Below are 23536 nucleotides of genomic sequence, written 5' to 3' on the forward strand. Positions count from 1 at the left end.
CTACGCTTGGCTGGCTCATCGTTACGCCATGTCACTTTCGGATAATCAATAGCTTATAACGACACCACGAAAGTGCGTTTATGTAATGACGTGTATTGCGTGTTTATTTGCTTTTCTCGCTGCGGCACCGCTAATGACAGCAGGGTATTTTCTTAAGACTGGCATCTAAAGATAAGGGCCCGAATAGCCGCTCTCTCAGCAGCTTCCACGACATTTAACCTATATATTATGTAGGGTATGCTGGTTGTTCGATATTGACGAGGTCGTTACGCATGCTCGCCAAATTCTGTCCCTTCTGCTCGACGCCCCTGACGCCAGACGCATTGAGCTGCCCCAACTGCGGACACATGCTGGTCACGCATGCTCCTGACACGACCGCGCCCCCCCACCGCCGTTATCACCGCACGCTGATCGCGCTACTGGTCACGGGCATCCTGCTATTAATCGGGGCCTTGGTGATCTACAGCATGTGCGTGTTCTGTCCCCGCGTCCGTCAGGATGATCGCCTGCTGGCGCTTTCCCATTCGGTAGGCAATCAGGAAAAACTGTTCCTGTCCGAGCGCTTTGCGTCTGCGGAAGGCATCGCCCTGTACCGAGACATGATCGACCACGAGCTGGAGCAGGCGGAACAGCACGGTTCCAGTGCCCTGCTGGGTGATCGCCTGCCGGAAGCGCTGGAAGAGGTGTCCGCGCGTCGGCTGACCGACGCCTATGCACGCAACGAGTTCAATGCCGATGCGCGCTACCGCAACCATACTCTGCTGGTCGATGCTCATATTGAAGCGGTTCAGAGCGATACGGGAGCGGCACCGTGTCTATTCGTTCGCGGCAAGGATGCTCAGCATGATATTCAGGCCTGCCTCAGAGACACCGCCTATGTACTGCAGGACATGCCGCTGCTGCACGTTGGCGCAACGCAGAAGTTGATCTGCCGTGGCGATGGCTATGTCACGCCGTCCAGCCTGCTGGGCGACTGCGTACCGCTGGTGTCGATCTTCCGTCAGCGGGCGCGCGAACTGAAGCGCAGCTGCATTACCCACGTCACGCGCGGTCAATTATTCACGCGCCTTCGTGACACTTCGCACCCACTGCATCACACCAAACCGTTGATGATGATGCTGCGCGCCGAGTATGGCATCGCCATGTTCCCGGAGTGCCGCCACGGGTGGTCTTCGCTGTGCGAACACAGCCTGCAAAAGACACGCGATGACGAAATCAATCAGTGGCTGTACAGGCTGTTCCAGGAACACGGCATTCTCTATGGAACACGGGGCCAACCCATCACCGCTCTGACGGTATGATCACCTCATCCCAATAGACAACGAAAAAGAAGGCGGCCAGGATCACCTGACCGCCTTCTTCATGCAGGAACGGCTGCGCTTAGGCTACCGACGCTTCCCGCATCGCAGCCACCTGCGGTTCCGCTGCCGACTCTGCCGGGCTTCGCAGCCCCATCAACGCGGCCAACACATTGAGGCGCGCTTCTTCACGCCATGCCTCGCGCTTGCGAAACGCCGAACGGTGCTTGCTCTTCACCGTTTCGATATCGCGTTTTTCTTCCTGCTCTGGCAGCAAAAACCAACCGTCCTCCTGCTGCTCAGCATGGCATTCCTGCCAGAAGGTGTCGTAGCTGGTCTTGATCTTGGTGCGGTAACGGCTGTTGATCGTATGCCCATCGGCAATTCCGCGAATGCGCTCGATACCAAAGGTTTCTGCGAACGCATACAGCGCCGTCATCAGCAACCCCTGCGCCCGCAGGCCGTGATGCTGCTTATAGAAGGCATTGATCAGCGCAGTGCCACCGTTTTCGGGCCGCGCACCCTGCAAACAGCCAATGTAGAGGCTCAGCTGCTCGGGGTGTTTGGGGTCATGCCCGACCGAGAAGACCAGCAGATAGACCTCGTGCCCTTCACTGTCCTGCAAGGAAAGCTGCAGTTCGCCTTCCTTGTTGTGCTGCGCGCGCAGCAGCATCAGCCGCCAGGCGGTATCCTTCATTTCCCACTGCATCAGCACGATCCCTTCGCCACTGGCCGCGGGCTCACCATAGCGGGCATTGTCGGCACCGTAGAGTGCGGCATGATGAGTAGGGTGGATATTCTGCTGCATGAACTCGACGTGGGTGCGCAGCGTGTCCAGCTTCTGGGCGGCACTCCAGCGTCGGTGCATGTAGCTCTGCAAATGGCGCGTCTGATAGTCGCCTTTGCTGCGCAGCATGGCGTCGATATGCGGCGTGCTGTGAATGACGTCCATCCATGCGGTATGGGCACTGCGAACAGGCAGGCTCCGCAGAGTACGTAACAGACACTTTTCCAGCGTGCGTAAACTGAACCGCCCGTGGTGTTTTGACATAAGACACACCCCAATAATGACCATGTATGCGTTAGCGCTGTTATTTGTTTTATGGCGCCTGCCCGCTTTCGCTTAGGCAAAGCACTGACTAATAAACAATTTTAACAACAAGACAATGTTAAGATAATTTAAAGAAAAGGTATAGGCACCCTCTTCTTCATACAAAAATGCCGCCATCCAGAAAGGACAGCGGCATAGACGCAAGGATAGCGCAACGGCGCTATCCTCACAGGCCCACTATCAACTTACTGGCAGCCCTGTGTCCAGCGCGCCACTATCTCTGGGTGTTTATCGACCCATTGCTTGGCGTTCTGATACGGATCGCTGTTCGGCTGTTCGTTCAGGGCCAGCAGCTCGCCCATTTCCGCAGGCGTCCACTTGAAGTGGCTCAGCACACAGTAGGCTCGCGGACTGTCCTGTCGAAGCCCTTTTCTGACAATGGTGTCGATCTCTTCATCGCTGCCGAAGGCCCCTTTCGGATCGTCGAGGTACTTCAGCTGCCAGCGGTTGAACATCCAGTGCGGCGTCCATGCCGTCACGACGATGGGGCGGTGCTCACGTATCGCTTCTCCGAGCACGGCCGTCATGGTCGCATCGCTGCTGGCGGCCAGCTTGATATTCACCCCGTACTCATCGAGTGCGCGCTTGGTCAGCCGCATGAGACCCGCCCCGGGATCAATACCGACCACCTTGCCCTCGAACTCATCGGCATGCTGCTTCAAATCGTCGATCGTATTGATATCGGTCAGATAGGCCGGTACCGCCAGTCCTTGATGCGCGCCAGTGAAATTAGCCCCCAGATTTTCGACCTTCTCTTTTACCGGCGCGTAGTACGCACCGTGGGTCACCGGCAGCCATGCCGCGATCATATCCAGCTTGCCCTGCGCCACCCCCTGCCACATGAACGCGGCGGACAGCGTAGTGGCCTTCACGTGATAGCCCTGCTGCTCAAGCACAACCTTCATGGCATAGGTGGAAGGCATCTGATCGGCCCAAGCAACGTAGCCAATCGTGATATCTTGCTGACCTAGCGGTTCTGTCGCGGATGCAGAGGGTGCTGTCAGCACAGCACCGCTTACCAGTGCTGCTGTCAGGGTGGTCGAGATCAGTGTCTTCATGGGGATCGTTCCTCTTATTGTAGTAATGGCAATATTCCAATAATGAAAATGCCGCGGCCCTTGGCGGGCAGCGGCATTGAACGGTACTGCGCCAGCACTCTCGGCACTGGCTTCACGCCCGGATTACTGGCAGTCCTGCGTCCAGCGTTTGACGATGTCCGGATGTTTCTCGACCCACTGCTTGGCGTTCTGATACGGATCGCTGTTCGGCTGTTCGTTCATATCGAGCAGTTCGCCCATTTCAGCCGGCGTCCACTTGAAGTGGCTCAGCACGCAGTAGGCTTTGGGGCTGTCTTCTTTCAGACCCTTGCGAACAACGGTATCCAGCTGTTCAGAGGAACCGTAGGCGTTCTTAGGATCGTCGAGGAACTTGAGGTCCCAACGGTTGAACATCCAGTGCGGGACCCAAGACGTCACAACGATAGGTTTGTGTTCACGCACGGCCTCGCCCAGCACGGCGCTCATGGTGGCATCACTGCTGGCCGTCAGCTTCATCCCGAGGTCGTACTTACCGATAGCCTCTTTAGTGATGCGCATGATGCCAGCCCCCGGATCGATCCCAACGATGCGGTTATCGAACTCGGCGGCGTGCGCTTTCAGATCGTCGATGCTGTTGACGTCTTTCATATAGCGGGGCACGACCAGCCCCAGACGCGTGCCTTCAAAGTTGTGGCCAAGGTTATCGACCTTGTCCTTCACCGGCTTGTAATAGGTGGCGTGAGTTGTCGGCAACCAAGCGGAAATCATGTCCAGCTTGCCCTGCGCCAACCCCTGCCACATGAAGGCCGCGGACAGCGAAGTGGCTTTCACGCGATAGCCTTGCTGTTCCAGCACGACCTTGAGTGCGTTGGTAGATGCCAGCTGGTCAGCCCAGGCGACGTAGCCAATGGTGACGTCCTGCTTGCCCTGTGCTTCGACAGCAGAGGCCGTGGTAGTCGCGGAGAATGCGGCACCGCCCATCAGTACGGTGGCCAGTGTTGTGGAAATCAGCTTCTTGATGTTCATGCTAACGCCTCCAGAAAAGGTGTGTGCACGCGCGGTGCGAAGCGGGCCGACAGAGCACGACATGAAGATCGCCATGTCGGCCGCCTATAAGAAGGTCAGGTCACCCGGCCGTCAGAGGCTCAGGTGTAATCGCGGCCCTTGCACGACTGAGCGATACGGTCGAGCAGTACGGCCAGTACGACGACGCAGATACCGCTGACGATACCGTGACCGTTATCGTTGCCTTGAATGGCACTGTAGACGTCGGCCCCCAAGCCTTCAGCCCCAACCATCGACGCGATGACGGACATAGACAGCGCGAGCATAACGGTCTGGTTGATGCCCGCCATGATGGTGGGACGTGCCAGTGGCAGCTGCAGCTTGAACAGCTTTTGCGCACGAGTAGAGCCAAAGGCTTCTGCGCCTTCGTCAAGATCACTCGGCACCTGCTGGATCCCGAGGATCGTGAAGCGCACCGCAGGCGGCATCGAGAAGATGACCGTCGCAAGTACCGCAGGCATCGCACCGATGCTGAACAACGCCACACACGGCAGCAAATAGACAAATGCAGGCATGGTCTGCATCAGGTCAAGAATCGGCCTTACCACCACTTCGACAGGGCGGAACAGCGCCGCCAGCATCCCGACCGGCAAGGCAATGATGATCGACAACAGCGTCGAGATCAGCACCAGACTGAGCGAGTAGATCAGCGATTCCCACAGCCCTTGGTTCCAGATCAGCAGCAGCCCAAGCGCGGCGAAGACCGCTACCCCTTTCCCGCAACGCCACAGCGTCAGCGCCACCACCGCAATGATCAGAATCGGCGCAGGGATCCACATCAGCGCGCCCTTAAGGGCACCCAGCGTCCATTCCATTCCTGACGCCATAGGCCGAGTGGCCCAGCTTAGATGTTCAGTCACCCACGCGACACCGTCATTGAACCAGTCGGCGAGCGGGATGCCTTCCTTCAACCATGTCATCCACTTACCCATTACGCGTCCTCCCCGGTAGATGTCACGGCATCATTGAGTGATGCCAGTGGCGGCTCGACCTCGGGCTCGACCGCATCGTTATCACTTTCCGCCAGCAGCGACAGGATCCTGCCGCGCACGACGATACCGCGCAGACGAGACTGGCGATCCACGACGGCAACGGGATAGTTGCGCTTGCGGAACAGCGGGAACAGTCGGTTGAGCGGCTCACGCGGCAGCACACGTGGTACGTCGCGTTCGAGCACATCAACCAGCGGCGCTTCCGGCGCAGCGGCTTCCAACACGGAGCGTTCGACGACCCCAGCCAGCTTGCCGTCGGCATCGTTGACGTAGAGCGTTTCCAGCCCGTCGTGCTCGTTCATGCGAGTCAGAGCGGCACCGACGGTATCGTCGATGGACAGCGGCGTGACCGGTGCTTCCATCGCCAGTTCGGCCGTTAGGAAGCGCGTCATGTCGATCCCTTCGACGAAGCGTTCGACGTATTCGTCTGCGGGGTTCGTCACGATGTCGCGCGGCGTGCCGGCCTGCACCACTTCACCGTCCTTGAGCAGAATGATGCGATCGCCAATGTGCAGCGCTTCATCCAGATCATGGGTGATGAAGATGATGGTTTGCTTCAGATCCTTCTGGAGCATCAGCAGCTCATCCTGCATCTCACGGCGAATCAACGGATCAAGCGCCGAGAAGGCCTCGTCCATCAGCATGACGCTGGTTTCGCTCGCCAGTGCACGCGCCAGACCCACACGCTGCTGCATCCCGCCAGACAGTTCATGGGGATATGCGTTGGGCAGATGCCCCAGTCCAACACGCTTGAGCGCGGCCATGGCCTTTTCTTGGCGCACACTCTGCGGAATGCCACGGACTTCCAGCCCGTATTCCGCATTGCCCAGCAGCGTACGATGCGGGAACAGTGCGAAGTGCTGGAATACCATTGAGAAGTGGCGTCGACGGCATTCGCGCAGCTCGTCGTCATTCATCTTCACAACGTCTTGACCGTTGATGAGGATCTCACCCTCGGTGGGGTCGATGAGGCGGTTCAGACAGCGGATCAGCGTGGATTTACCTGATCCGGACAGCCCCATGATCACGAGCAGTTCGCCAGCGCGAACGTCGAAATTGATATCGGAAAGCCCCAGTACCTGCCCGGTGGCCTTGTGAATTTCAGCGCGTTTCTTGCCCTGATCGCGCAGGGCCAGCACCTCGCCCGGTCGCTTGCCAAAGACCTTGCTCAGGTGGCGAACCCGTATCCGGTAGTCGTTCTGATCGGTCATGTATCAGGTCCTGCGTGGAAATAGAGGTCCCGTGTGCACAGCGCATACGGGATGAACAAGCCATCCATAATACAAAGTTATTCCATACTATACAAAACCATCCAATAAATTATGAAAAAGTCTTCCCTTGTCATCGCCCCTGAGCGCATCGCAATCATCCGCCCTCGAAAGATGACTTCTTTTAATGATAGATGCCTCTTTTTCAATGATATTGAGCGATTTTTTCGTCTATATTAGGATGTTACCCTTACCTACAGTGTCATTACGATACAGCCGATCTATCCTCACTCTGCTCAAGGCAGGTGAGCTTGTATTCACGCGCCAGCTCCTATCCAATGCCCCCTTTCACTTCACACACGGGCATGCCATGTCTTCTACCTCTCTGCGCCATCAACCCCGCTGGAAGGCCTTGATCTACCATCCCACTACGGGGGGTATCGTGCTGATCATCGCGTCGCTCATTGCCATTCTGCTGGCCAATAGTCCTTGGCAGTCCGACGTGCAGTCATTGCTTCATCACCCCGTAATGGGGCGTTCGGTCGCTCACTGGATCAACGATGGTTTGATGAGTGTGTTCTTTCTGGGCGTAGGGCTAGAGATCAAAGCGGAGCTGTGCGAAGGACAACTGGCACGCTGGGGGGCGCGAGCGCTACCGGGGCTGGCGGCACTGGGCGGTATGGTCGTTCCCGCACTGGTCTTCGCGCTGTTTAACGCGCATCAGCCACAGACGCTCAAAGGCTGGGCGATTCCATCCGCCACGGATATCGCCTTCGCTCTCACGGTCATCACACTGCTCGGTAAGCGGGTTCCCGCCTCACTGCGTACCTTTCTGGCAGCACTTGCGATCATTGACGACCTCGGTGCCATCGTGATCATTGCGTGCTTCTACACGCAGTCGCTGGCGTGGGGCATGCTGGCAGGCGCCGGCGGGGCATTTGCAGTACTGATCGTATTCAACCGGCTAGGCATACGGGCCTTGCTGCCGTACCTGCTGGTAGGCGGCGTGCTGTGGTACTGCATGGCAGGATCAGGGCTTCATGCGACATTGGCTGGCGTACTGCTGGCGCTCTGCATTCCTCGCACCGCCGTGGCCGAGGGCCGTGCGTCACCGCTGCACCGCCTTTCGCACGCCCTTACCCCTTGGATCGCACTGCTAGTGCTTCCGCTGTTTGGACTGGCCAATGCGGGCGTCACTCTATCGCCAGCCGTACTGCATCACCTGCTGTCGCCCGTACCGCTGGGCGTGATGCTAGGACTGCTGATCGGTAAGCCGCTCGGCATCTTCGGCATGACATGGCTAACCATCCGTCTGCGCATTGCCCCCATGCCTGCAGAAGCACGCTGGTCGACGCTGCTTGCCACCGCCATGCTGTGCGGCATCGGCTTCACCATGAGCCTATTCATCGGAGGTCTGGCCTACGCATCGTCACCAGAATATCTAGACGAAGTGAAGATCGGCGTGCTGGCCGGATCGCTGCTATCGACACTGCTAGGCGTTGTGGCTTTTCGTGCCATCACCACCACGCGCCGCTCATAGTTTCCCGTTTATTCCCTCCAAACGGCACAAGGCCCGATCCTCTAGCGAAGATCGGGCCTTGTGTTCAGTGCGTGAGACGTATCGAAAAGCGGCTCAGCGCTCCTTGCGATCGTACATGCGACCATCAGCGGAATGCATGAGCTGACGAGCCGTATTGCCATCGGTGGGGTAGCAGGCCCCACCACACGCAACGCCAACGCTCAGCGGTTCGTCGATGCTCTCGACGCGTATCGGTTCATCGAAAAGACGCGGCACTTCATCGACCAGCGTCTGCAGATATGCATCGTCCAGCAGGGTATGAATCAGCACCGCAAACTCATCCCCACCATAGCGAAAGACATCACCGATACCTTCGAAGCGCTCGTTCAGACGACGAGCCACTTCCTGCAGCACCTGATCACCGCACAGGTGCCCATGCTGATCGTTGATCGCCTTGAAGCGGTTGCAGTCGATGAAGATCAATCCAAAGCGCTCGTCGTTTTCACGCCCGTAATTCATCGCATGCTCGAAGAACAGGTCGAAATAGAAACGGTTGTAGACGCGCGTTAGTGCATCATGGGTGGCCTGAAACAGCAGGCGCGTATAGGCCGTGTCGATCTCGCTCTTGAAGTTCAGCATCCCTTCCAGCAGTGATGCATGAGCGCCCTGTGCTGCTGAGGCCGGCATCGTATCCGGCGGCACGGCAGCCGCTGCGCTAGCCGGTTTCCTGCGCCCGTGGCGCATCCGGCGATAGGCCACGAAAATAACCAGCGCCAGCACACCCGACAGGATGCCTGACAGCAGCAGAGCCTCGCGCAGAGTCTTGAGCATGTGCTCGGCATGCGCTGTAACCAGCACACCGCCTACCGCATGCTCGCCGTCCATGATCGGCAGGTAGATCTCCATGTCCAGCATGCGATTCAGAAAGCGCTGCTGGTCTTCATCGCGTGGCACGACACCCGCGCTGTGCCAGCGCTCGAACACTCCGCCTTCCGCGTCATAGACGCGAACGGATGAGACCCCCGAGAACCACGACAGCCGCCGCAGCGTATTGTGCACCGCAGCATGATCGTTATGTATCAACCCTTCTTCGACCATATAGGCCGTGGAAGAGGCCGCAGACTGGAGCATTTCCTGATTCAGCGCGCGCCAGCTGCCCATCGTCACGCCTACGACGGCCACCACACCGGTAACAGTCAGGAGGACAGCCTCCCAGCGTCGACGCGTGCGTATGGGAAGCCCTGCCAGCGGTGAGGCCAGCATCAGCCGTACGCCCACCAGCGCAAGCCAGTGGAACGGACGCAGCACGCTTTTCCTGAGCCGGCGACCCAGCGCAAGAGGAGGCGTTGTCATCGTCAGCGGCCGTGGCCGCTGACCTTTCAAGAGCTGAGAGAAGTGCATGCGCACAGCCTTCAGCAGTCCTGCTTTTTTCATTACCTTGTCACCCAAAGGGACCAGCCATCGTATTAGAGCGAGTCGGCCGGCAGCACCGTTTCGCGGTCATCATCTTCATTCTTGCCATGGGTCAGGAAATGAATGTCACCGTTGCTGTCAGAATGGATGGTCACTATTGCAGCCGCTCGCAACTGTGCCACCAGCGCGGGGTCTGCACCGAAGTAGGACGGCACGTCCTTGACGTTCAGGTTGGGGAAACGCGTGCGTCGCTCCTTTCCCCGCCAACGCCATGTGTTGTAGCGGCTCCAGCACACTAACAACACCAATAAAAGTAGTGCCGCCCCGAGATACCACAACACGGTATACAGAGAAGACAGCATGACATGCCCGAAAAACTCGACATGTTCTGCCTCTGGCGCCGTTTCGGCCTCCCAGATGTTGTACAGCCCGATCACGATCAAGGACAAAAATCCGACCCATGCGATGCCCGTCAGCAGACCATCCACCAGCGTAGCGCCTCGCGATGAGCGCTTGTACAGCACGATTTCACGTGCCATGTGCTCCTGTTCCTTCACGCGGATTCTCCCTTGTCCTGACGATCGATCCCGCGGTCAGTCGTCACCCAGCGCGCACGGCGACCGCGGGGGGACAGCATGACCTTCGAAAAGCTGACTACAGACGTCAACAAACTAAGTGCCCAGAATACCAAGGGATACCAAATGACCCAGAACAGTTCGCGGCCGAGCTTACGCTCGTAGCGGCGTTCGATCATGATGCTGGTTCCACACTGCAGAAGGCAGACGAAAGCGAGCAATAGCCCCGTAAAGGATGGCGGCACGATATGGGTAACGCGGAGGTTGGGTGGCAAATCCACCACCGTACCGGTTGCCCACAGCAATAGCGTAATCAGGAATGTGAAGCCCCAAAGCGTCGAAAAGCAGAACTCGATCCACAGCGGCCACATGTAGCGATAGCGGGTATGGGTAATGATACTAAAATTCTTGAGGAATACCTCCCCACCCCCCTGTGCCCAGCGCAAACGCTGCTTCCACAGCCCCTTGAGCGACTCCGGCATCAGGATCCAGCACAGTGCGCGTGGTTCGTAGAATACCGACCAGTGATCGCGCTGCAGCTTCCAACTGATGTCGATATCCTCAGTCATGATATCCGGACTCCAGTAGCCCACGCGATGCAACGCGGCACGACGGAAGGCCACGACCACACCCGACACGGTGAAGATCCTACCCAGTACGCGTTGCGTACGCTTGATCAGCCCGATGATCGACGAGAACTCGCCGACCTGTACGCGACCGGTCAGCGTGGAACGCGTGCGGATACGCGGGTTACCCGTGACCGCCCCGAGGCGCGGGTGCTCGATCAGCGGCGCCACTAGATAGGACACGGCGTTGCGATCGAGTACCGCATCACCATCAATGCAGACCAGATATTCACTGTTGGCAGCGGTCGCCCCCATGCGCAGCGCCACAGCCTTGCCTTGGTTCTGGGCCAGGTGCACTACGCGCAGGTTCGGATAGCGCGTCGCCATTTCTTCGAGCACAGCCCCAGTGTCATCGCTGGAACCATCGTTGATGGCGATGATTTCCGTATTGGGGTAGTGCTGCGTCAGCGCGAACTGCAGCGTTTCTTCGATGTTGTTGCCCTCGTTGAAGCAAGGCACCAATATCGAGACAAGCGGATTGCCCTTCAGTTCAGGTACCGACTGTTCATCGCCCCACTTCCAGTGGCGTTCCCAGTGGAACCAGAAATAGATCCCTCCGGTAATCCACAGTACCGACATGAACAGGGGGTACAGGAAGACGAAATACAGCAGGATGTCGCCCGTGAAATTGAAGGCGACTCCTATTGGCGTGCCTAGCACGATGAGCAGTAGTAGTAGTGCCAGAATGCGATCTGTCATAGCCATCCATACCGTGTTGACATAATGCCATGCCGAATGGGCCACACATGGCGGTTATGCATTACGTTGTGCTTCATACTTTTTTCGAATCGTTATTCGCAGACGCGTGCGCCGAAACGGCTACGTGCTGCGCACCCAAAGAACGCCGAAGGCTTCGCTCGGGCATCGCGCCACAAAAATGCCGGTCCTCGCCCCTTTCGGACCGGCTTGTAGCTTCTTCGCGATGCCTCTGTGAGCTCGCCTCAGTCCGGTGCCCAAGACGGCGACATGACAGAGCGGATCACTTTCTGACTCGGGGTGTTGTGGTAGAAGTCATCCGGGTAGTACCCGAGGTGAACCACGCCCATGCTGAACAGATCCTTCATCCAGCCGCCCAGCACTTCGCTTGAAATCCAGCGATCGCCGTGCCCGTCGGTATCCGACCGCCAGTCCTGCGCCTGCAGCTCGAAGATGGTCTTCTGCAGTCCATTGGGATGCTGACGCACGCGTTCGACGGCGCGTGCCATCCAGTCGTGAATCGCCTTTGGATCGCGAACGCCTTCCATATAAGGCATCAGCATCGGCATCACGTAGTCGTAGGCGTCCAGCGTGTCGTCCAAGTTCTGGGCGAACCACTCTTCGCTGTCCGGGTTAAGTACCGGTTCGATGAAGATGTTGCGCGCGGACTTCACATCAGTACCGCGCAGCGAGTGCACTTCATCCATCAGCTCTTTGGTGAATGCATTCATAAAGCGGCCTTTGTAGCGCGCCCATGCCATGCTGCGATCGTGGTCCTTGCGCAGCGCCAGCACATCGTCGCCGAAACCTGCCTTACGCATCGCGGCCAGACCGGCATCACTCACGTCTTCGTAATCGGACATCACCAGGTCATCGTGGAAAGCGACCCCTTCGATCGACGGCACACTAACGGCCATGTCACGGTAGAGCGCTTTGATGCGCGCACGAACTTCAGAGTTGAACGGCGTCAAACGGCGGTACTGGTGCGGGTCGATGCGACGCTTGCCTTCCGGCGTCATTTCCATGACGTGCGGCAGCCCCTTCAGATCGAAGGTTAGGACCGGCATCCAGACAAAGACGCGCGCGCGCTCCGGCATGCGAGTGTGGATCTGCACCGTCACACGGTTCAGCAGGTCGGCACGCATCGGCAGCTGACTGTTGGGGAAGTAGACTTCCTTGATCAGGCCGTCCCCTTTCGGGTCGGAAAACGCCTGCAGCATGACGACCGATGGGCGCAGATCCGCCAGACGCTGGATCAGACGCCCAACGTTCTCATCCATCTGTTTGGGATCAGGGTCATAGACGTAGTCCAGATCGACGCGCACCGTGCGCATGACCGGTTTTTCCTGCGCGTCAGCCACCCAGCTGGAAAAGGCATCAACGTTGGGGTCGTAAGCCACCAGCGTGCGCGGCACGTTCATCAGGTTGCGAACGTCCAACAGCCCTTCGTCCAGCGTCATGGCCGACTGATAGCCGTGTTCCTTGATGACTTCCAGACCGATACCGCTGGACGCACCGTACGGCCATACCCACACGCGAGGCGCTTTTCCCGTCACGCGGGTGATGGTGTTGGTGATGGTCGTGGCGTCCAGATCGAAGCGGTGGCGGAACTCATCCAGCGTTTCATAGCGCTTCTTAGCCAGATCGTAGGCCAATGCCGCTGCGGCAGGTTCGACGTTCCCCTGCGGGTTGGCGATGATCCCCTTATGCATGTCCTGCGTATGCGATGCGATCTCGATCAGCCCTGAATCGGACATCTCGCGCACCTGATCCCAGGTCACGAACTTGTCACGCGGGCGCATCTTGCCGCTGAAGTTGACCATCTGGTCCTGCGGGGTATCGAGCCATGCGCCTACCGGGGCAAACAGTGCCGGCCAGTGGTTGCGCTTAAGGATCGGGAACACCCGGTCATACATGCTGCGATAGCCGTCATCGAAGGTCAGCAGCACTGCTTTCTCAGGCAGATCAGCTTTGCCATCGCGGGCCGCAAAGATCTGGTCCATCGATACCGGCACATAGTGGTTGGCTTTCAGCCAGCGCATCTGCGCCACGAAGTTGGCTGTGCGCGTCGCCACGTACTGCTGATCGGGTTCGCTGTCCATGATGTCGTGATAAGCCAACACCAGCACATGGTTCTTCGGCCACGGCTGTTCACTCACCATGTCAGGTCGTTCGGTGGGCGGCGTAAACATGCCCCCCTGCTCGGCACAGGCGTTCAGCATGGGCAAGGCCAGACCGAGCAGGCAGCACAACACTCTTTTCATCATCATGGCTAGAACCTGTAATTCATATCGAGCATCAGTTGGATGTCCCTTTCGCTCACACCGTCATACGACTGACGAGTGACCTGCGCGGACGCACCGACATTCAGAACATCGCTCAACTGGATATCCTGACCATAGCGCGCCATCCACAGTGGGGTGTTATCGTGGCGGTTGTGATCACCCTCGCTATCACGCCAGGTATAGTTTTCGTAATAACGTCCTGCTCCCAGCTCCAGATAGTGTTCCCACTGGCGGTCGTAGTGGCGATACAGCGCATGCGTCAGACGCAGCCCCGGCATAATGGAGAGATCGCTTTTCGGACTGTAATAATCTGCCCCTGTCTTTCTGTTGCCAGCGTCAATGGAGCTATCACCAGCGATATGGCTGATGCTGTTGCGGCTGCCGCTGATCGCTAGCAGGCCGTCCAGACGCGCGTGCGGCCATGTCCACAGCCGCTGACTGCCGCTCAGCGAGCTCTGCCAACGCCAGTTGCCATCTGAGAAGTGCCACGGCGACAGGGAGAGCTGCACGCTAGTACGGTTGGACGGCGTCCAACTGGCATGTACGTCACCCTGGTTGGCCCAGATCCCTTCTGCCCGCGCGCGCAGCGGCGTTTCGGCTGACCGGAAGCTATAAGCCGCGCCGTAGTGCCAGCGATCGTTGATGTCACGATCAACCGTCACCTTGCCCCCCATCTGCTGCCCGACGTCACCAAAGCGCTGAGTGGACGCTTCAAGCGTCGCGACCGTATTGCGATCGGTGTATTCGACCCCACCACGCTGCCAGCGGCCATGGTCCGTTGTTGACTCTTCAGTACCGAACTCGCCTGAGGTGTAGTCGGCACCGAGGAAAGCCCGCCAGTGATCACCGAAGCGAGGGCTGTAAAGCGTGCCTTCGATATGCAGATCGTCGTTACCGCGGATCGGGTTACCGTTGCTGCCATTGCTACCGTGCGAGTGAGAATGACCTTTGCTCGCGCTCAACTGGAACTCCGCCATATGCGCGATCTCGTTCTGGCGCAGCGCCTGACGAGAACCCTCTTCATCGGTGAAGCGCTGTGTCAGCCCTTCGGCCAGCACATCAGCGCGGTGCCACTCACGCAGGTTGAGCGCATTCACCAGCTGCGCCACTTCCAGCGACTGGTTGCGCGGCATACCGCTCTGCACCACTAGATACTGGTACTCCGCATCGCGGTAGCGCCCTTGTTCTTCCAACAGCGCACCATAGCCAATGCAGGGCGACGTCTGAGCCGGCGCGATCTCGCACAGGTGACGCGACTTCGCGAACGCCTTGCGTTCGTCACCGTTGGCCTGCATCACGTCAACGTCCAGCAGCTGCGTGGACAGCCAGTTTTCATTGACCTGCGGCAATGGGTAGTTGATCGACCAGTGCACTTTGGGAATCGTCGGCAACAGCGTGTCCATCGCCTGACGCGCATCACCGGGGCGATCGTCTTCCAGCAGACTGCGCACATGGTTCTGATTGTCTTCAGTCCAGTGATCGTCCTTGGGCGACTCATGGGCAATGACATCGCGGAACAGCTCATCCGCTTTACCGGGGTTGTGCAGTGCCATGTAGGCCTGTGCCACCCACGCTTCGGCATAGGACGGGATGCGGCCTTCACGGCTCAGCTGCTCATACTCAGCCACGACCTGACGGTGCATGCCACGCGCTTCGTAGGCCCCCATGCGATCAATGCGCATCTGGCGCGCAACGCCTTCTGCACCGGGAGTGCGATCGCACTGCGACAGCAGCGAGTGGTAGCGAGAGATCAGCTCATCAGGCGCCACGAAGCGATCAGCTTCCTGTCGCCCACCGGTATGGCTCATACGCACCTGCAGCGCCATCTCGTCGGCCTGCTTCTGCAAGCGCTGAACGGGCGTCAGGCGCGCATCGACTTCCAGCCCTGCCATCGGCAGCTCGGCACGCGACAGCACCTGCCCGTAGCGCTCCAGCACGTCACGATCAAACGGACCGGGATGCTCCAGCAAGAAGGCCTGATGCACTTCGTGAAGTGCCTCAAAGCGCTCCCCAACCGATAGCCAGGCATAGGCCATAACCGTACGCAGGCGGGCTTCATCCGGAGAGGACACTTTGCCCAGCCACGGCCGACCGCGCGCGATGGCATCGCGTCCACGCTTGCCATCTGCCATCACCAGCATCTCGCCCATCACCCACTGAGGGTCATCGGGAGCGATTTTCTCGGCCTGACGGTACAGTTGGGCGGCATGCTCGTAATCACGCGTATTGCGATAAGCCCGAGCGACACTGGCCAGAATGGGAGCAGACAGCGCTGACTTGTCCTGCACATGCGCATAGGCCTCTAGCACTTCGCTATCGCGGCCAGCCCATGAGGCGATGACGATGTGATCTTCCTGCTGCTGCCTGGTCTGTTCTTTGACATGCTGTCGAAGATACTCAAGAGCAGGAGCTGTATCACCGCTGCGCGCCTTGCGCACTAGATCGTCGTAGTGAGCATCAGGCACGACGCTGCCAGCTCCTGCTGTCTGAGCACCTAACAGCAGACATAACGCCAACAAAGAAGTCTTATTCATTGCTATTCCGGTTGCATTGCCCGCCAGGACATTATGTCTGCGGGTTGCTATTCGAAGCCGCTCATTCACCGCATGAGCACGAATATCTATAAAGCGGGTACTAAAGTAGGGTACCTAAAAGGCCGATATAGACTAACTTCTCTATCAGTAATGGAACAGTCCGAAAAGACAAAAAACATAGCAAACAAGCGAAATACCAAGCGTTTTTACTCTGAGTAACATAATCGCCATATTCCACGCTAACGCTTTGTGTTCCGAACTTTACTTTTCCTTTGAAACGTTATGTCAGCGACCTATATTAATTGTTAACTGATGTAATTATATGCAGCAAATACCGCCCCTTTATTATTGTCATTACCGTAGTAGTTGACAGAATATTACGGTTAATAAAGGGGCAGCAATACCGGCTATTCCTGCCAACGCGACTCAAACAGCGGCGCCATATTACGCAACACAGGACGGTTGGCCTGCGCATCGTCAGGGGCATAGCCAAGATGAATGACGCTTCGGTTAGCCAGCCAGACCAGCCACTTTCCAACCCGTTCATCCGCAATCACCTTGCCCGTAGGCGTCTGACGCTCCACTTCAAACAACGTGCGCGCCATACCGTTGGGGAGCTCGCTTACCGTCTTCAGCAACGCCTGCGCCTGAGCATGCGTCACGATATTACCCGCGCCCTGGCGCGCCCCCGGCGACAGCCGCACTAGCGCATGATTGTGGTGCGTCAGCGTGCGCGCGACCGCCTGGCGAGCCGTCTCATGCGCCCCCGTGACCACCACTTGCAGCGTCTTCACATCCTGCCCGCGTACGGCACGCACTTCATCGCTCAGCTGAACACTGAGGTCGTACTGCGCCTGCGTAAGCCGCGCTGGGGATTCCCCCGCACAGACGGCATCGCTGGCATCCTCATCGAACATCACGCCTTCCAGAGTCGGCACGCTGGCCGCCATATCGCGGTACAGCGTACGCAACTGGCGCTGCACAACAGGACTGAACGGTGAGGCGCGATAGGGCGAGGTCGAGCACAGCGGCACGGACGCCCCTTGTTCTGCCGCCAGTGTCGGAATCCACGCATAAACGCGCGGGTCGAACAGCAAGCGTGAGTGGATCTGATGCACCGTCCGGTTGAACAGATCGGCCTTCATGGGCAATACATGGTTCGGGAAATACGTTTCACGTACTGGCTCACCGGGATGAGCAGGCGACACAAATCCCTTGACGATGATGACGGTAGGCTGCACCTCCGACAGACGCTGCACCACTCGCCCAACGTTCTCTTCCATCTGCGCCGGATCGGGATCGTAGATCGCATCGAGATCAACACGCACCGAACGAATTGGCGGGTGCTCCTGCAACTGAACGGCATTGGCCACGAAGCCGTCGATATCGGGGTCGTTGGCCACCAACATGCGCGGCACGTTCATCAGGTTGTGAACATCAAGCAGCCCATCCTCAAGCGTCATGGCCGCCCGATAGTGGTGCTGGCGCGCCACATCCAGCGCAATACCGCTGGCCGCGCCATAGGGCCATACCCAAACCCGCGGCGGCTTGCCGTCCACCCGTGTCAGCGTACTCGTAATGGCACTGACATCGCGGTCGATGCGCTGACGGAACTCTTCCAGCGTTTCATAGCGTTTGGTCACCGGATCGTATTTCAGCGCTGCCGCTGCGGGCTCCACGTTGCCCTGCGGATTCGCCAGCACGCCGTGGTGCAAATCCTGCGTATGCGATCCGATCTCGACCAGCCCCGAATCGGACATTTCGCGGACCTGATCCCAGGTGACAAACTTGTCACGCGGGCGCAACTTGCCACTAAAATCGACCGGCTGCCCTTCCGGCGTGTCGATCCAGCGCCCCACTGGAGCGAACAGTGCTGGCCAGTGGTTGCGTTTGAGAATCGGGAACACACGGTCGTACATGCTGCGGTAACCATCATCGAAGGTCAGCAGCACTGCTTTTTCCGGTAGCTCGCCCTTGCCTTCGCTGGCCGCGAAGATCTGATCCATCGACACAGGAATATAGTGGTTCACTTGCAGCCAGCGCATCTGAGCGATGAAATTAGCCGTGCGCGTCGCCACATACTGTTGATCCGGCTCAGTGTCCATGATGTCGTGGTAGGCCAGCACCAACACCTGATTGCGCGGCCAAGGCGTATCACGAACAGCAAGCGGACGCTCAAGCGGTGGCGTGAACACCGGATGCTGGCCCGCGCAGCCCGACAGCGCAGCTAGCAGCCCGACAGACAGCAGACGAAATACCTTGTTCATGGTCAGAACCTGTAATTCATGTCGAATGAGAGTTGAAGATCGTTTTCGGCACGGCCGTCATAGGACTGGCGTTCCCAGCCAACAGTAGCGCCCAAGGCCAGCACGTCGTTTGTCTGTAGCTGCTGCCCATAGCGCGCCATCAGCATCGGCGAGCTTCCATAGCGGGCTTCCCAGTAATGACCGGCCCCAAGCTCGAATGTCTGCTGCCATTGGTTTTCATAGAAGGCATACAGGCGGTGCGTCAGGCGCAGCGACGGCATCACGGCCACATCATGTTTGGGGCTGTAATAAGACTGCGCATCGGTGCTGTAACGCGCCAAACGCCCTTCTACATCCAGCAGGCCGTCTAGACGAAGATCGGTAATGGCCCACAGGCGGTGCTCACCCGACAGGGCAACCTGCTGATGCCGGTTGCGATCGGAGAAGTCCCAGTGGGTATAGGCCAGTTCCCATGCGCGTTCGTCATCGGGCGTCCAGCGCCCGTAGGCTTGATACTGGTCGGCATGCACGCCAGCGATACGGGCGCGCAACGGCGCGTCCGTAGAGCGCCGTGCCACCAATGTGCCCCAGTGCCAGATATCGCTAAGGTCATGATCAAGGGTGAAGCGGTAGCCCTGCTCGTGCCCTACGCCGTAGTTTTGATAGCGCGTATCCGCACTGACCAGCAGGTCGCGCCCACTGTATTCCACACCGGCACGCTGCCAGCGACCGTGACCTTTTTCCTCTTCAAACCGACTTGAGCTATAGCCGGAACCGGCGAACACACGCCAGTGATCAAGAAAGCGCGGTGAAAACAGCGTGCCTTCCATCGCCAGCGAATGGCTGCCACGCACCGTGCTACTGCCGCTACTGCGGTCAGGACTGGCCGTCAGGCGCAGTTCGGCCATATGGGCGACCTCGTTGGCTCGCACCAGACGACCCACGTCATAGTCTTCCGGATAGCGCTGAGCCACATCATCTGTCAGCACATCAGCCTGATGCCACTCGCGCAGTGCGAGCGCGGTATATGCCTGGGATTCTTCCAGTTCCAGCGCTCGTGGCGAAACACCTTCGACCAGTTTGAGGCGCTGCTCCGAGCGGCGCGGCCAGCCATTGTTGCGGTACATGTCGGCCAGCGGCACGCAAGTCTCGGTACTGCCGAGGTTATAGCGGCATAGGTCTTCAAAAACGGCCAACGCGGGCTCGTTCTGCGCCTTGTCGTTAAGCAGGCTAGCGTGATTCAACTGGAGCGTGAGCCATGTCGAATCTATCTCGGTCTGGGGGTAGTTGATGACCCAGCGGTAGCGCCCTTCAAGCGGCATGATGCGTTCGATTTCACGTGCGGCATCGTCGATGCGATGGCACAGGGTCAGCGTCTGCGCATGGAGAATGCGCCCCGCCATCCACGGTTGCGGCTGGCCCGCTTCCGTTTCCTTCACAGCCGACGCCATAAGGCGCTCAGCACGCGCAGGCTGGCGCAGCTTTAACAGCGAACGCGCGACCCATACCCGTGCATAGGGCGGAACCTCCCCCCCTTGAGCCTTCAGCGCGTCATACTCGCTCACCACCTGCTGCGGCATGCCACGTCCGTCATACAGCCCCAGACGATCAATGCGCATCTGGCGTGCGATGGCGTCGGCACCGGGCGTTGCCGCGCACTGCTTCAACAGCGAGGCATAGCGCGCCAGAGCTTCATCGGTAGCCTGCAAACGCTCGGATTCTTGGCGGCTGTCCAGCACTGCCACACGAACACGCAAGGCCATTTCATCTGACTGCTTCTGCAAACGCTGTAGCGGCGTCAGGCCCGCGTCGATGCTAAGTGCCGCCATCGGCATTTCACCGCGTGTCAGCACCTGCCCGTAGCGCTCGCGCAGCTCGCCCTGAAAGTCACCGGGATATTCGGTCACGAAGGCGCGCTCCATCTGATGAAGCGCTTCGTAACGTGCCCCTTCCGACAGCAGCGCATAGGCCATGACAGTACGCATTTGCGCCTGATCCTCACCGCTGAGTCGATCGACCCACGGTTTTCCCAGCGCCACGGCCTGCCCACCCTTGCCGTCATCTGCCAGCACCAGCATTTCACCCATGACCCACTGAGGGTCATCGGGGACCTGATGCTGCGCTTTGCGGTACAGGGCCGCCGCCTCAGCGTACTGCTTCAGATTGCGATGAGCCCGCGCCACCGTGCCTAGCACCTCTGCGGAGAGCTGCTCAGGATTGGGGTAACGCCGATAGGCCGCGACCGTTTCCTGATCCCGACCGGCCCACGACGCGATGACGATGTTGTCTTCGCGTTGCTGCACGGACTGGTCAGTCTGGTGCCGTTTCAGGTAATCCAGGACGGGGGCCGTATCGCCGGTACGGGCCAGACGCACCAGATCATCGTATTGCGTATCGACAGCTGCAACAGCAGGGGCGCTCGCCAGCAGGGATAACGCCAACAGAAATGTCTTGTTCATGGCCATTCCGGGGGTGAAATACAAAGCAAACGGAAGCCGCCGCCGATCATGATGCTCGGCGTGATGATCCGTTCCAGAGATAATGGGGAAGATTATGAGCGATAAGGACTAATATACGGTGCAACGGCGCATAGATTATCTATTTTTTTTTGACTTCAAAATGGATTATAACAAAAAATATATTAAATATCATGAAGGCATAAATAATTACGATACCTTACAGTAAAGCGGCGACTGAAACTTAATTAAATTATTTGTAATACACCTTTTCCGTTGGTTATTTTTTGTATGTGTTTCCCTAGGGATACAGAGCAGAAGCGTTATTTTTTTGATACGAATTGATTATAAATAGCGGCCGCTATTTGCCAAACGCTTATATTATGTAGACAGAGCGTCTACAAGGAAAGTGGTTCTCGTTGTAAGCAACGTTGTGACGCGCCCCAATGAATAGCACCGATAATAATGCGCTTCAGGCGTAGTAGCCACTATCATTTCGATATAACAGCGTGACATTGCCGCGCACAGCACCCCTCAATCACCGCTCCTGAAACGACAAAGGCCCCACCGAAGTGAGGCCTTGTGTTCATGCAGGGCAAACGCCCCTAGCACGGCGAGCGCTTAGAGCTCGACTTTCTCGTGCGGCCATTTGCGGCTTTCGATATCGAGCGTGCTTTCAGCGGCCAGAGACAGCACCAGGCGTTTGCCTACTGCGCTCAGTGCGCTTTCGATCAGTTCGATTTCGACGTTGGCCGTAAAATCGAGCAGCTCGGCGACCTGCTTTTCGTCGATGCGCAGGCGCTGTGCCAGTTCGCTGCTGTTAACGCCCTGATAGGACATCTCGTTCCACAGCAGGATTTTAGCCACGGTCAGCAACGGCAGACGCAGCAGGTATTGGCCCATAGTGGCCGGGTTCGGCTGCGGGATCGGCTTGCCAGCGGCAACATAGCGCCCCAGCACGTCCTTGGCGCACAGCGTAGCCTTGTGGAAGGCATCACGCAGGCCGTCACCTACGCACTTCAGCTCTGGCAGTGTCGGGCAGGCAATGGCTACCTTGCGAGACGGGCTACCTTCGATGGTTTGGATATCGACATTGACCGGATATTCGTACATGACATCATCGCCTTTGATTCGAAGAAGAGAGAAGGGCAACGGCAGCGGTGCTGTCTGGCAGCGGCGCATTCCCTGATCCTTTCACGAGAAGGACAAGGTGTTCCAATGCCTCGGTTCTGGCTGTCACCGGCCCGTTGCTCCATCATCGTCACTTCATGCCGCCTACGTCAATGACGAATGACGGAAAGACATTGGGTTACGGCCGAGGAGCGGGCAGGCAACGCAATGCTGTCAGTATCGCATGCCTCACCGAGGGCGCAAACGACAATCGCACGATTTCCCGACAGATTTGCACCCCAATACGGCTACAAAAGGGTAACTCATCCCAAAGGATGCGGCACCTTGTCACGTTTGCTACGATAGCAGCTGACAGCCATTGCAGGCCTTCCTGCGATGACGGTATAAGTGGCGTCACCTTCCTAGAACTTCAAGCCTGCAGAACCCGTTGCGCCTCACCCTCCTCGACGCGGCTGGTCCCGGCTCCCAAGGATCACCACCCTATGTCAGCCCCTTTCTGGCCTACGCCTCAGCCGCGTTCCAGACGTATCGTTTCACACTGCCGAAAGTCACTGATCAGTGCCTGCGAAGCCAGCTGTGCGATCCTACTGCTCGCCCTGCTCACGCAATGGACAGCCACACCGCTATTGATGACGCCTTTCGCCGCCACCAGCATCCTGCTGTTCGCCTTTCCGCATTCGCCGCTGGCTCAACCTCGCCATGTGCTCGGTTCCCATATGCTGGCATCGCTGATCGGGTTGATCCTTGCCAACCTGTGGGGCCTGTCGCCGTATACTATGGCACTGGGCACAGGGTCGGTAGTGGCCCTGATGCTGTTGCTCAAAATCGTTCACCCACCCGCGACGGGCGTTCCCATTGTCATGCTGCTTAGCGGCATGCGTGACTGGCACTTTCTGATCTTTCCCGTGCTGACCGGCTGCCTGTTGCTGCTCATAATTGCCTTCATTGCCAATAACCTGCGATCAAGCCAGCGCTGGCCGCTGTATTGGTAACATCAGCATCACTTGTATCGACACCCTGCACGCATAGGTAAAGCAGAATCTGGCGACACTGTACCCGCGGTAGCGAAGTACCAGCCCTCGGGGCGGATGCCTCAAGCACCGTCACAGTGCCGCCGTCAGTTCTCTTCCCAACGCCCCACCTCTTTATTGCCCCCTACTCTAGATCCTACTCTAGAAGAGAGAGCGACCTCTCTTAGCTGTTGATCACCGTTATGGATAGCGGGCACGTCCCCTTAAAGGCGCGTCACGTTAAAGAAAAATCACAAGCGCAAGGCTCGCTGAATCAGGGATCAGGCAAAACACGCGGTAAAGGTGCTCGCGCTTCTTCTTACTCGCTGCGCTC

General features: G+C 58.2%; 16 protein-coding genes. 3 read left to right on the top strand and 13 right to left on the bottom strand.

Annotated elements, in window-relative coordinates:
- Window positions 1–272 precede the first annotated feature (272 nt).
- The gene (locus ACMHYW_RS11185; RefSeq protein WP_414499973.1) at window positions 273–1301 is read left to right on the top strand and encodes a hypothetical protein; all 1029 of its coding nucleotides are present in this window, start codon (window positions 273–275) and stop codon (window positions 1299–1301) included.
- Window positions 1302–1380: 79 nt separating this feature from the next.
- On the opposite strand, the gene ACMHYW_RS11190 is transcribed toward ACMHYW_RS11185, so the two are convergent.
- The 5 genes from ACMHYW_RS11190 to ACMHYW_RS11210 all read right to left on the bottom strand — a co-directional run bounded on the left by ACMHYW_RS11190 (window position 1381) and on the right by ACMHYW_RS11210 (window position 6714).
- On the bottom strand, window positions 1381–2349 hold the full coding sequence (locus ACMHYW_RS11190; RefSeq protein WP_414499974.1) for a VirK/YbjX family protein: 969 nt from the start codon (window positions 2347–2349) through the stop codon (window positions 1381–1383).
- 245 nt (window positions 2350–2594) lie between these two features.
- Window positions 2595–3467 (bottom strand): glycine betaine ABC transporter substrate-binding protein, encoded by an 873-nt coding sequence (locus ACMHYW_RS11195; RefSeq protein ID WP_414499975.1) that lies wholly within the window; start codon window positions 3465–3467, stop codon window positions 2595–2597.
- Window positions 3468–3590: 123 nt separating this feature from the next.
- A complete protein-coding gene (locus ACMHYW_RS11200; RefSeq protein ID WP_414499976.1) occupies window positions 3591–4472 on the bottom strand; it encodes a glycine betaine ABC transporter substrate-binding protein in 882 nt (293 codons plus the stop codon).
- A 119-nt stretch (window positions 4473–4591) separates the two neighbouring features.
- Entirely contained in the window at window positions 4592–5443 is an 852-nt protein-coding gene (locus ACMHYW_RS11205; protein WP_414499977.1) for an ABC transporter permease, read from the bottom strand.
- Window positions 5443–6714 (bottom strand): quaternary amine ABC transporter ATP-binding protein, encoded by a 1272-nt coding sequence (locus tag ACMHYW_RS11210; RefSeq protein ID WP_414499978.1) that lies wholly within the window; start codon window positions 6712–6714, stop codon window positions 5443–5445. The genes ACMHYW_RS11205 and ACMHYW_RS11210 overlap by 1 nt, the downstream gene beginning before the upstream one ends.
- Window positions 6715–7081: 367 nt before the next feature.
- On the opposite strand from ACMHYW_RS11210, the gene nhaA reads away from it, so the two are divergent.
- Window positions 7082–8251 carry a Na+/H+ antiporter NhaA gene (nhaA, locus tag ACMHYW_RS11215; protein ID WP_414499979.1) on the top strand — a complete coding sequence of 390 codons (1170 nt, stop codon included), beginning with the start codon at window positions 7082–7084 and terminating at the stop codon, window positions 8249–8251.
- A gap of 93 nt (window positions 8252–8344) precedes the next feature.
- On the opposite strand, the gene ACMHYW_RS11220 is transcribed toward nhaA, so the two are convergent.
- The 8 genes from ACMHYW_RS11220 to ACMHYW_RS11255 all read right to left on the bottom strand — a co-directional run bounded on the left by ACMHYW_RS11220 (window position 8345) and on the right by ACMHYW_RS11255 (window position 22243).
- Window positions 8345–9664 (bottom strand): diguanylate cyclase domain-containing protein, encoded by a 1320-nt coding sequence (locus ACMHYW_RS11220; protein ID WP_414499980.1) that lies wholly within the window; start codon window positions 9662–9664, stop codon window positions 8345–8347.
- A 32-nt stretch (window positions 9665–9696) separates the two neighbouring features.
- Entirely contained in the window at window positions 9697–10182 is a 486-nt protein-coding gene (gene pgaD, locus ACMHYW_RS11225) for a poly-beta-1,6-N-acetyl-D-glucosamine biosynthesis protein PgaD (protein WP_027706197.1), read from the bottom strand.
- Window positions 10183–10196: 14 nt separating this feature from the next.
- Window positions 10197–11543, bottom strand: coding sequence for a poly-beta-1,6-N-acetyl-D-glucosamine synthase (gene pgaC, locus ACMHYW_RS11230; RefSeq protein WP_414499981.1), 1347 nt, complete (start codon window positions 11541–11543; stop codon window positions 10197–10199).
- A gap of 242 nt (window positions 11544–11785) precedes the next feature.
- Window positions 11786–13810 (bottom strand): poly-beta-1,6-N-acetyl-D-glucosamine N-deacetylase PgaB, encoded by a 2025-nt coding sequence (gene pgaB, locus ACMHYW_RS11235; protein WP_414499982.1) that lies wholly within the window; start codon window positions 13808–13810, stop codon window positions 11786–11788.
- A 2-nt stretch (window positions 13811–13812) separates the two neighbouring features.
- Window positions 13813–16359, bottom strand: coding sequence for a poly-beta-1,6 N-acetyl-D-glucosamine export porin PgaA (pgaA, locus tag ACMHYW_RS11240; protein WP_414499983.1), 2547 nt, complete (start codon window positions 16357–16359; stop codon window positions 13813–13815).
- Between the two features lie 407 nt (window positions 16360–16766).
- The gene (pgaB, locus tag ACMHYW_RS11245) at window positions 16767–18626 is read right to left on the bottom strand and encodes a poly-beta-1,6-N-acetyl-D-glucosamine N-deacetylase PgaB (RefSeq protein ID WP_414499984.1); all 1860 of its coding nucleotides are present in this window, start codon (window positions 18624–18626) and stop codon (window positions 16767–16769) included.
- A gap of 2 nt (window positions 18627–18628) precedes the next feature.
- A complete protein-coding gene (pgaA, locus tag ACMHYW_RS11250) occupies window positions 18629–21064 on the bottom strand; it encodes a poly-beta-1,6 N-acetyl-D-glucosamine export porin PgaA (RefSeq protein ID WP_414499985.1) in 2436 nt (811 codons plus the stop codon).
- 618 nt (window positions 21065–21682) lie between these two features.
- Entirely contained in the window at window positions 21683–22243 is a 561-nt protein-coding gene (locus ACMHYW_RS11255) for a hypothetical protein (RefSeq protein WP_414499986.1), read from the bottom strand.
- A 431-nt stretch (window positions 22244–22674) separates the two neighbouring features.
- On the opposite strand from ACMHYW_RS11255, the gene ACMHYW_RS11260 reads away from it, so the two are divergent.
- Window positions 22675–23184 (top strand): HPP family protein, encoded by a 510-nt coding sequence (locus ACMHYW_RS11260; RefSeq protein WP_051524210.1) that lies wholly within the window; start codon window positions 22675–22677, stop codon window positions 23182–23184.
- Window positions 23185–23536 lie beyond the last annotated feature (352 nt).

The organism is Zymobacter sp. IVIA_12111.31 C1 (assembly GCF_047495495.1).
GTDB lineage: Bacteria > Pseudomonadota > Gammaproteobacteria > Pseudomonadales > Halomonadaceae > Zymobacter.

Excerpts from the sequence above, each read along its gene's own strand:
- pgaA (WP_414499983.1), bottom strand. The coding sequence starts at position 16,359 with ATGAATAAGACTTCTTTGTTGGCGTTATGTCTGCTGTTAGGTGCTCAG.
- ACMHYW_RS11195 (WP_414499975.1), bottom strand. The coding sequence starts at position 3,467 with ATGAAGACACTGATCTCGACCACCCTGACAGCAGCACTGGTAAGCGGT.
- ACMHYW_RS11255 (WP_414499986.1), bottom strand. The coding sequence starts at position 22,243 with ATGCGCCGCTGCCAGACAGCACCGCTGCCGTTGCCCTTCTCTCTTCTT.
- ACMHYW_RS11220 (WP_414499980.1), bottom strand. The coding sequence starts at position 9,664 with ATGAAAAAAGCAGGACTGCTGAAGGCTGTGCGCATGCACTTCTCTCAG.
- pgaC (WP_414499981.1), bottom strand. The coding sequence starts at position 11,543 with ATGACAGATCGCATTCTGGCACTACTACTACTGCTCATCGTGCTAGGC.
- ACMHYW_RS11205 (WP_414499977.1), bottom strand. The coding sequence starts at position 5,443 with ATGGGTAAGTGGATGACATGGTTGAAGGAAGGCATCCCGCTCGCCGAC.
- pgaA (WP_414499985.1), bottom strand. The coding sequence starts at position 21,064 with ATGAACAAGACATTTCTGTTGGCGTTATCCCTGCTGGCGAGCGCCCCT.
- ACMHYW_RS11210 (WP_414499978.1), bottom strand. The coding sequence starts at position 6,714 with ATGACCGATCAGAACGACTACCGGATACGGGTTCGCCACCTGAGCAAG.
- pgaB (WP_414499984.1), bottom strand. The coding sequence starts at position 18,626 with ATGAACAAGGTATTTCGTCTGCTGTCTGTCGGGCTGCTAGCTGCGCTG.
- pgaB (WP_414499982.1), bottom strand. The coding sequence starts at position 13,810 with ATGATGATGAAAAGAGTGTTGTGCTGCCTGCTCGGTCTGGCCTTGCCC.
- nhaA (WP_414499979.1), top strand. The coding sequence starts at position 7,082 with ATGTCTTCTACCTCTCTGCGCCATCAACCCCGCTGGAAGGCCTTGATC.
- ACMHYW_RS11185 (WP_414499973.1), top strand. The coding sequence starts at position 273 with ATGCTCGCCAAATTCTGTCCCTTCTGCTCGACGCCCCTGACGCCAGAC.
- ACMHYW_RS11200 (WP_414499976.1), bottom strand. The coding sequence starts at position 4,472 with ATGAACATCAAGAAGCTGATTTCCACAACACTGGCCACCGTACTGATG.
- pgaD (WP_027706197.1), bottom strand. The coding sequence starts at position 10,182 with ATGGCACGTGAAATCGTGCTGTACAAGCGCTCATCGCGAGGCGCTACG.
- ACMHYW_RS11260 (WP_051524210.1), top strand. The coding sequence starts at position 22,675 with ATGTCAGCCCCTTTCTGGCCTACGCCTCAGCCGCGTTCCAGACGTATC.
- ACMHYW_RS11190 (WP_414499974.1), bottom strand. The coding sequence starts at position 2,349 with ATGTCAAAACACCACGGGCGGTTCAGTTTACGCACGCTGGAAAAGTGT.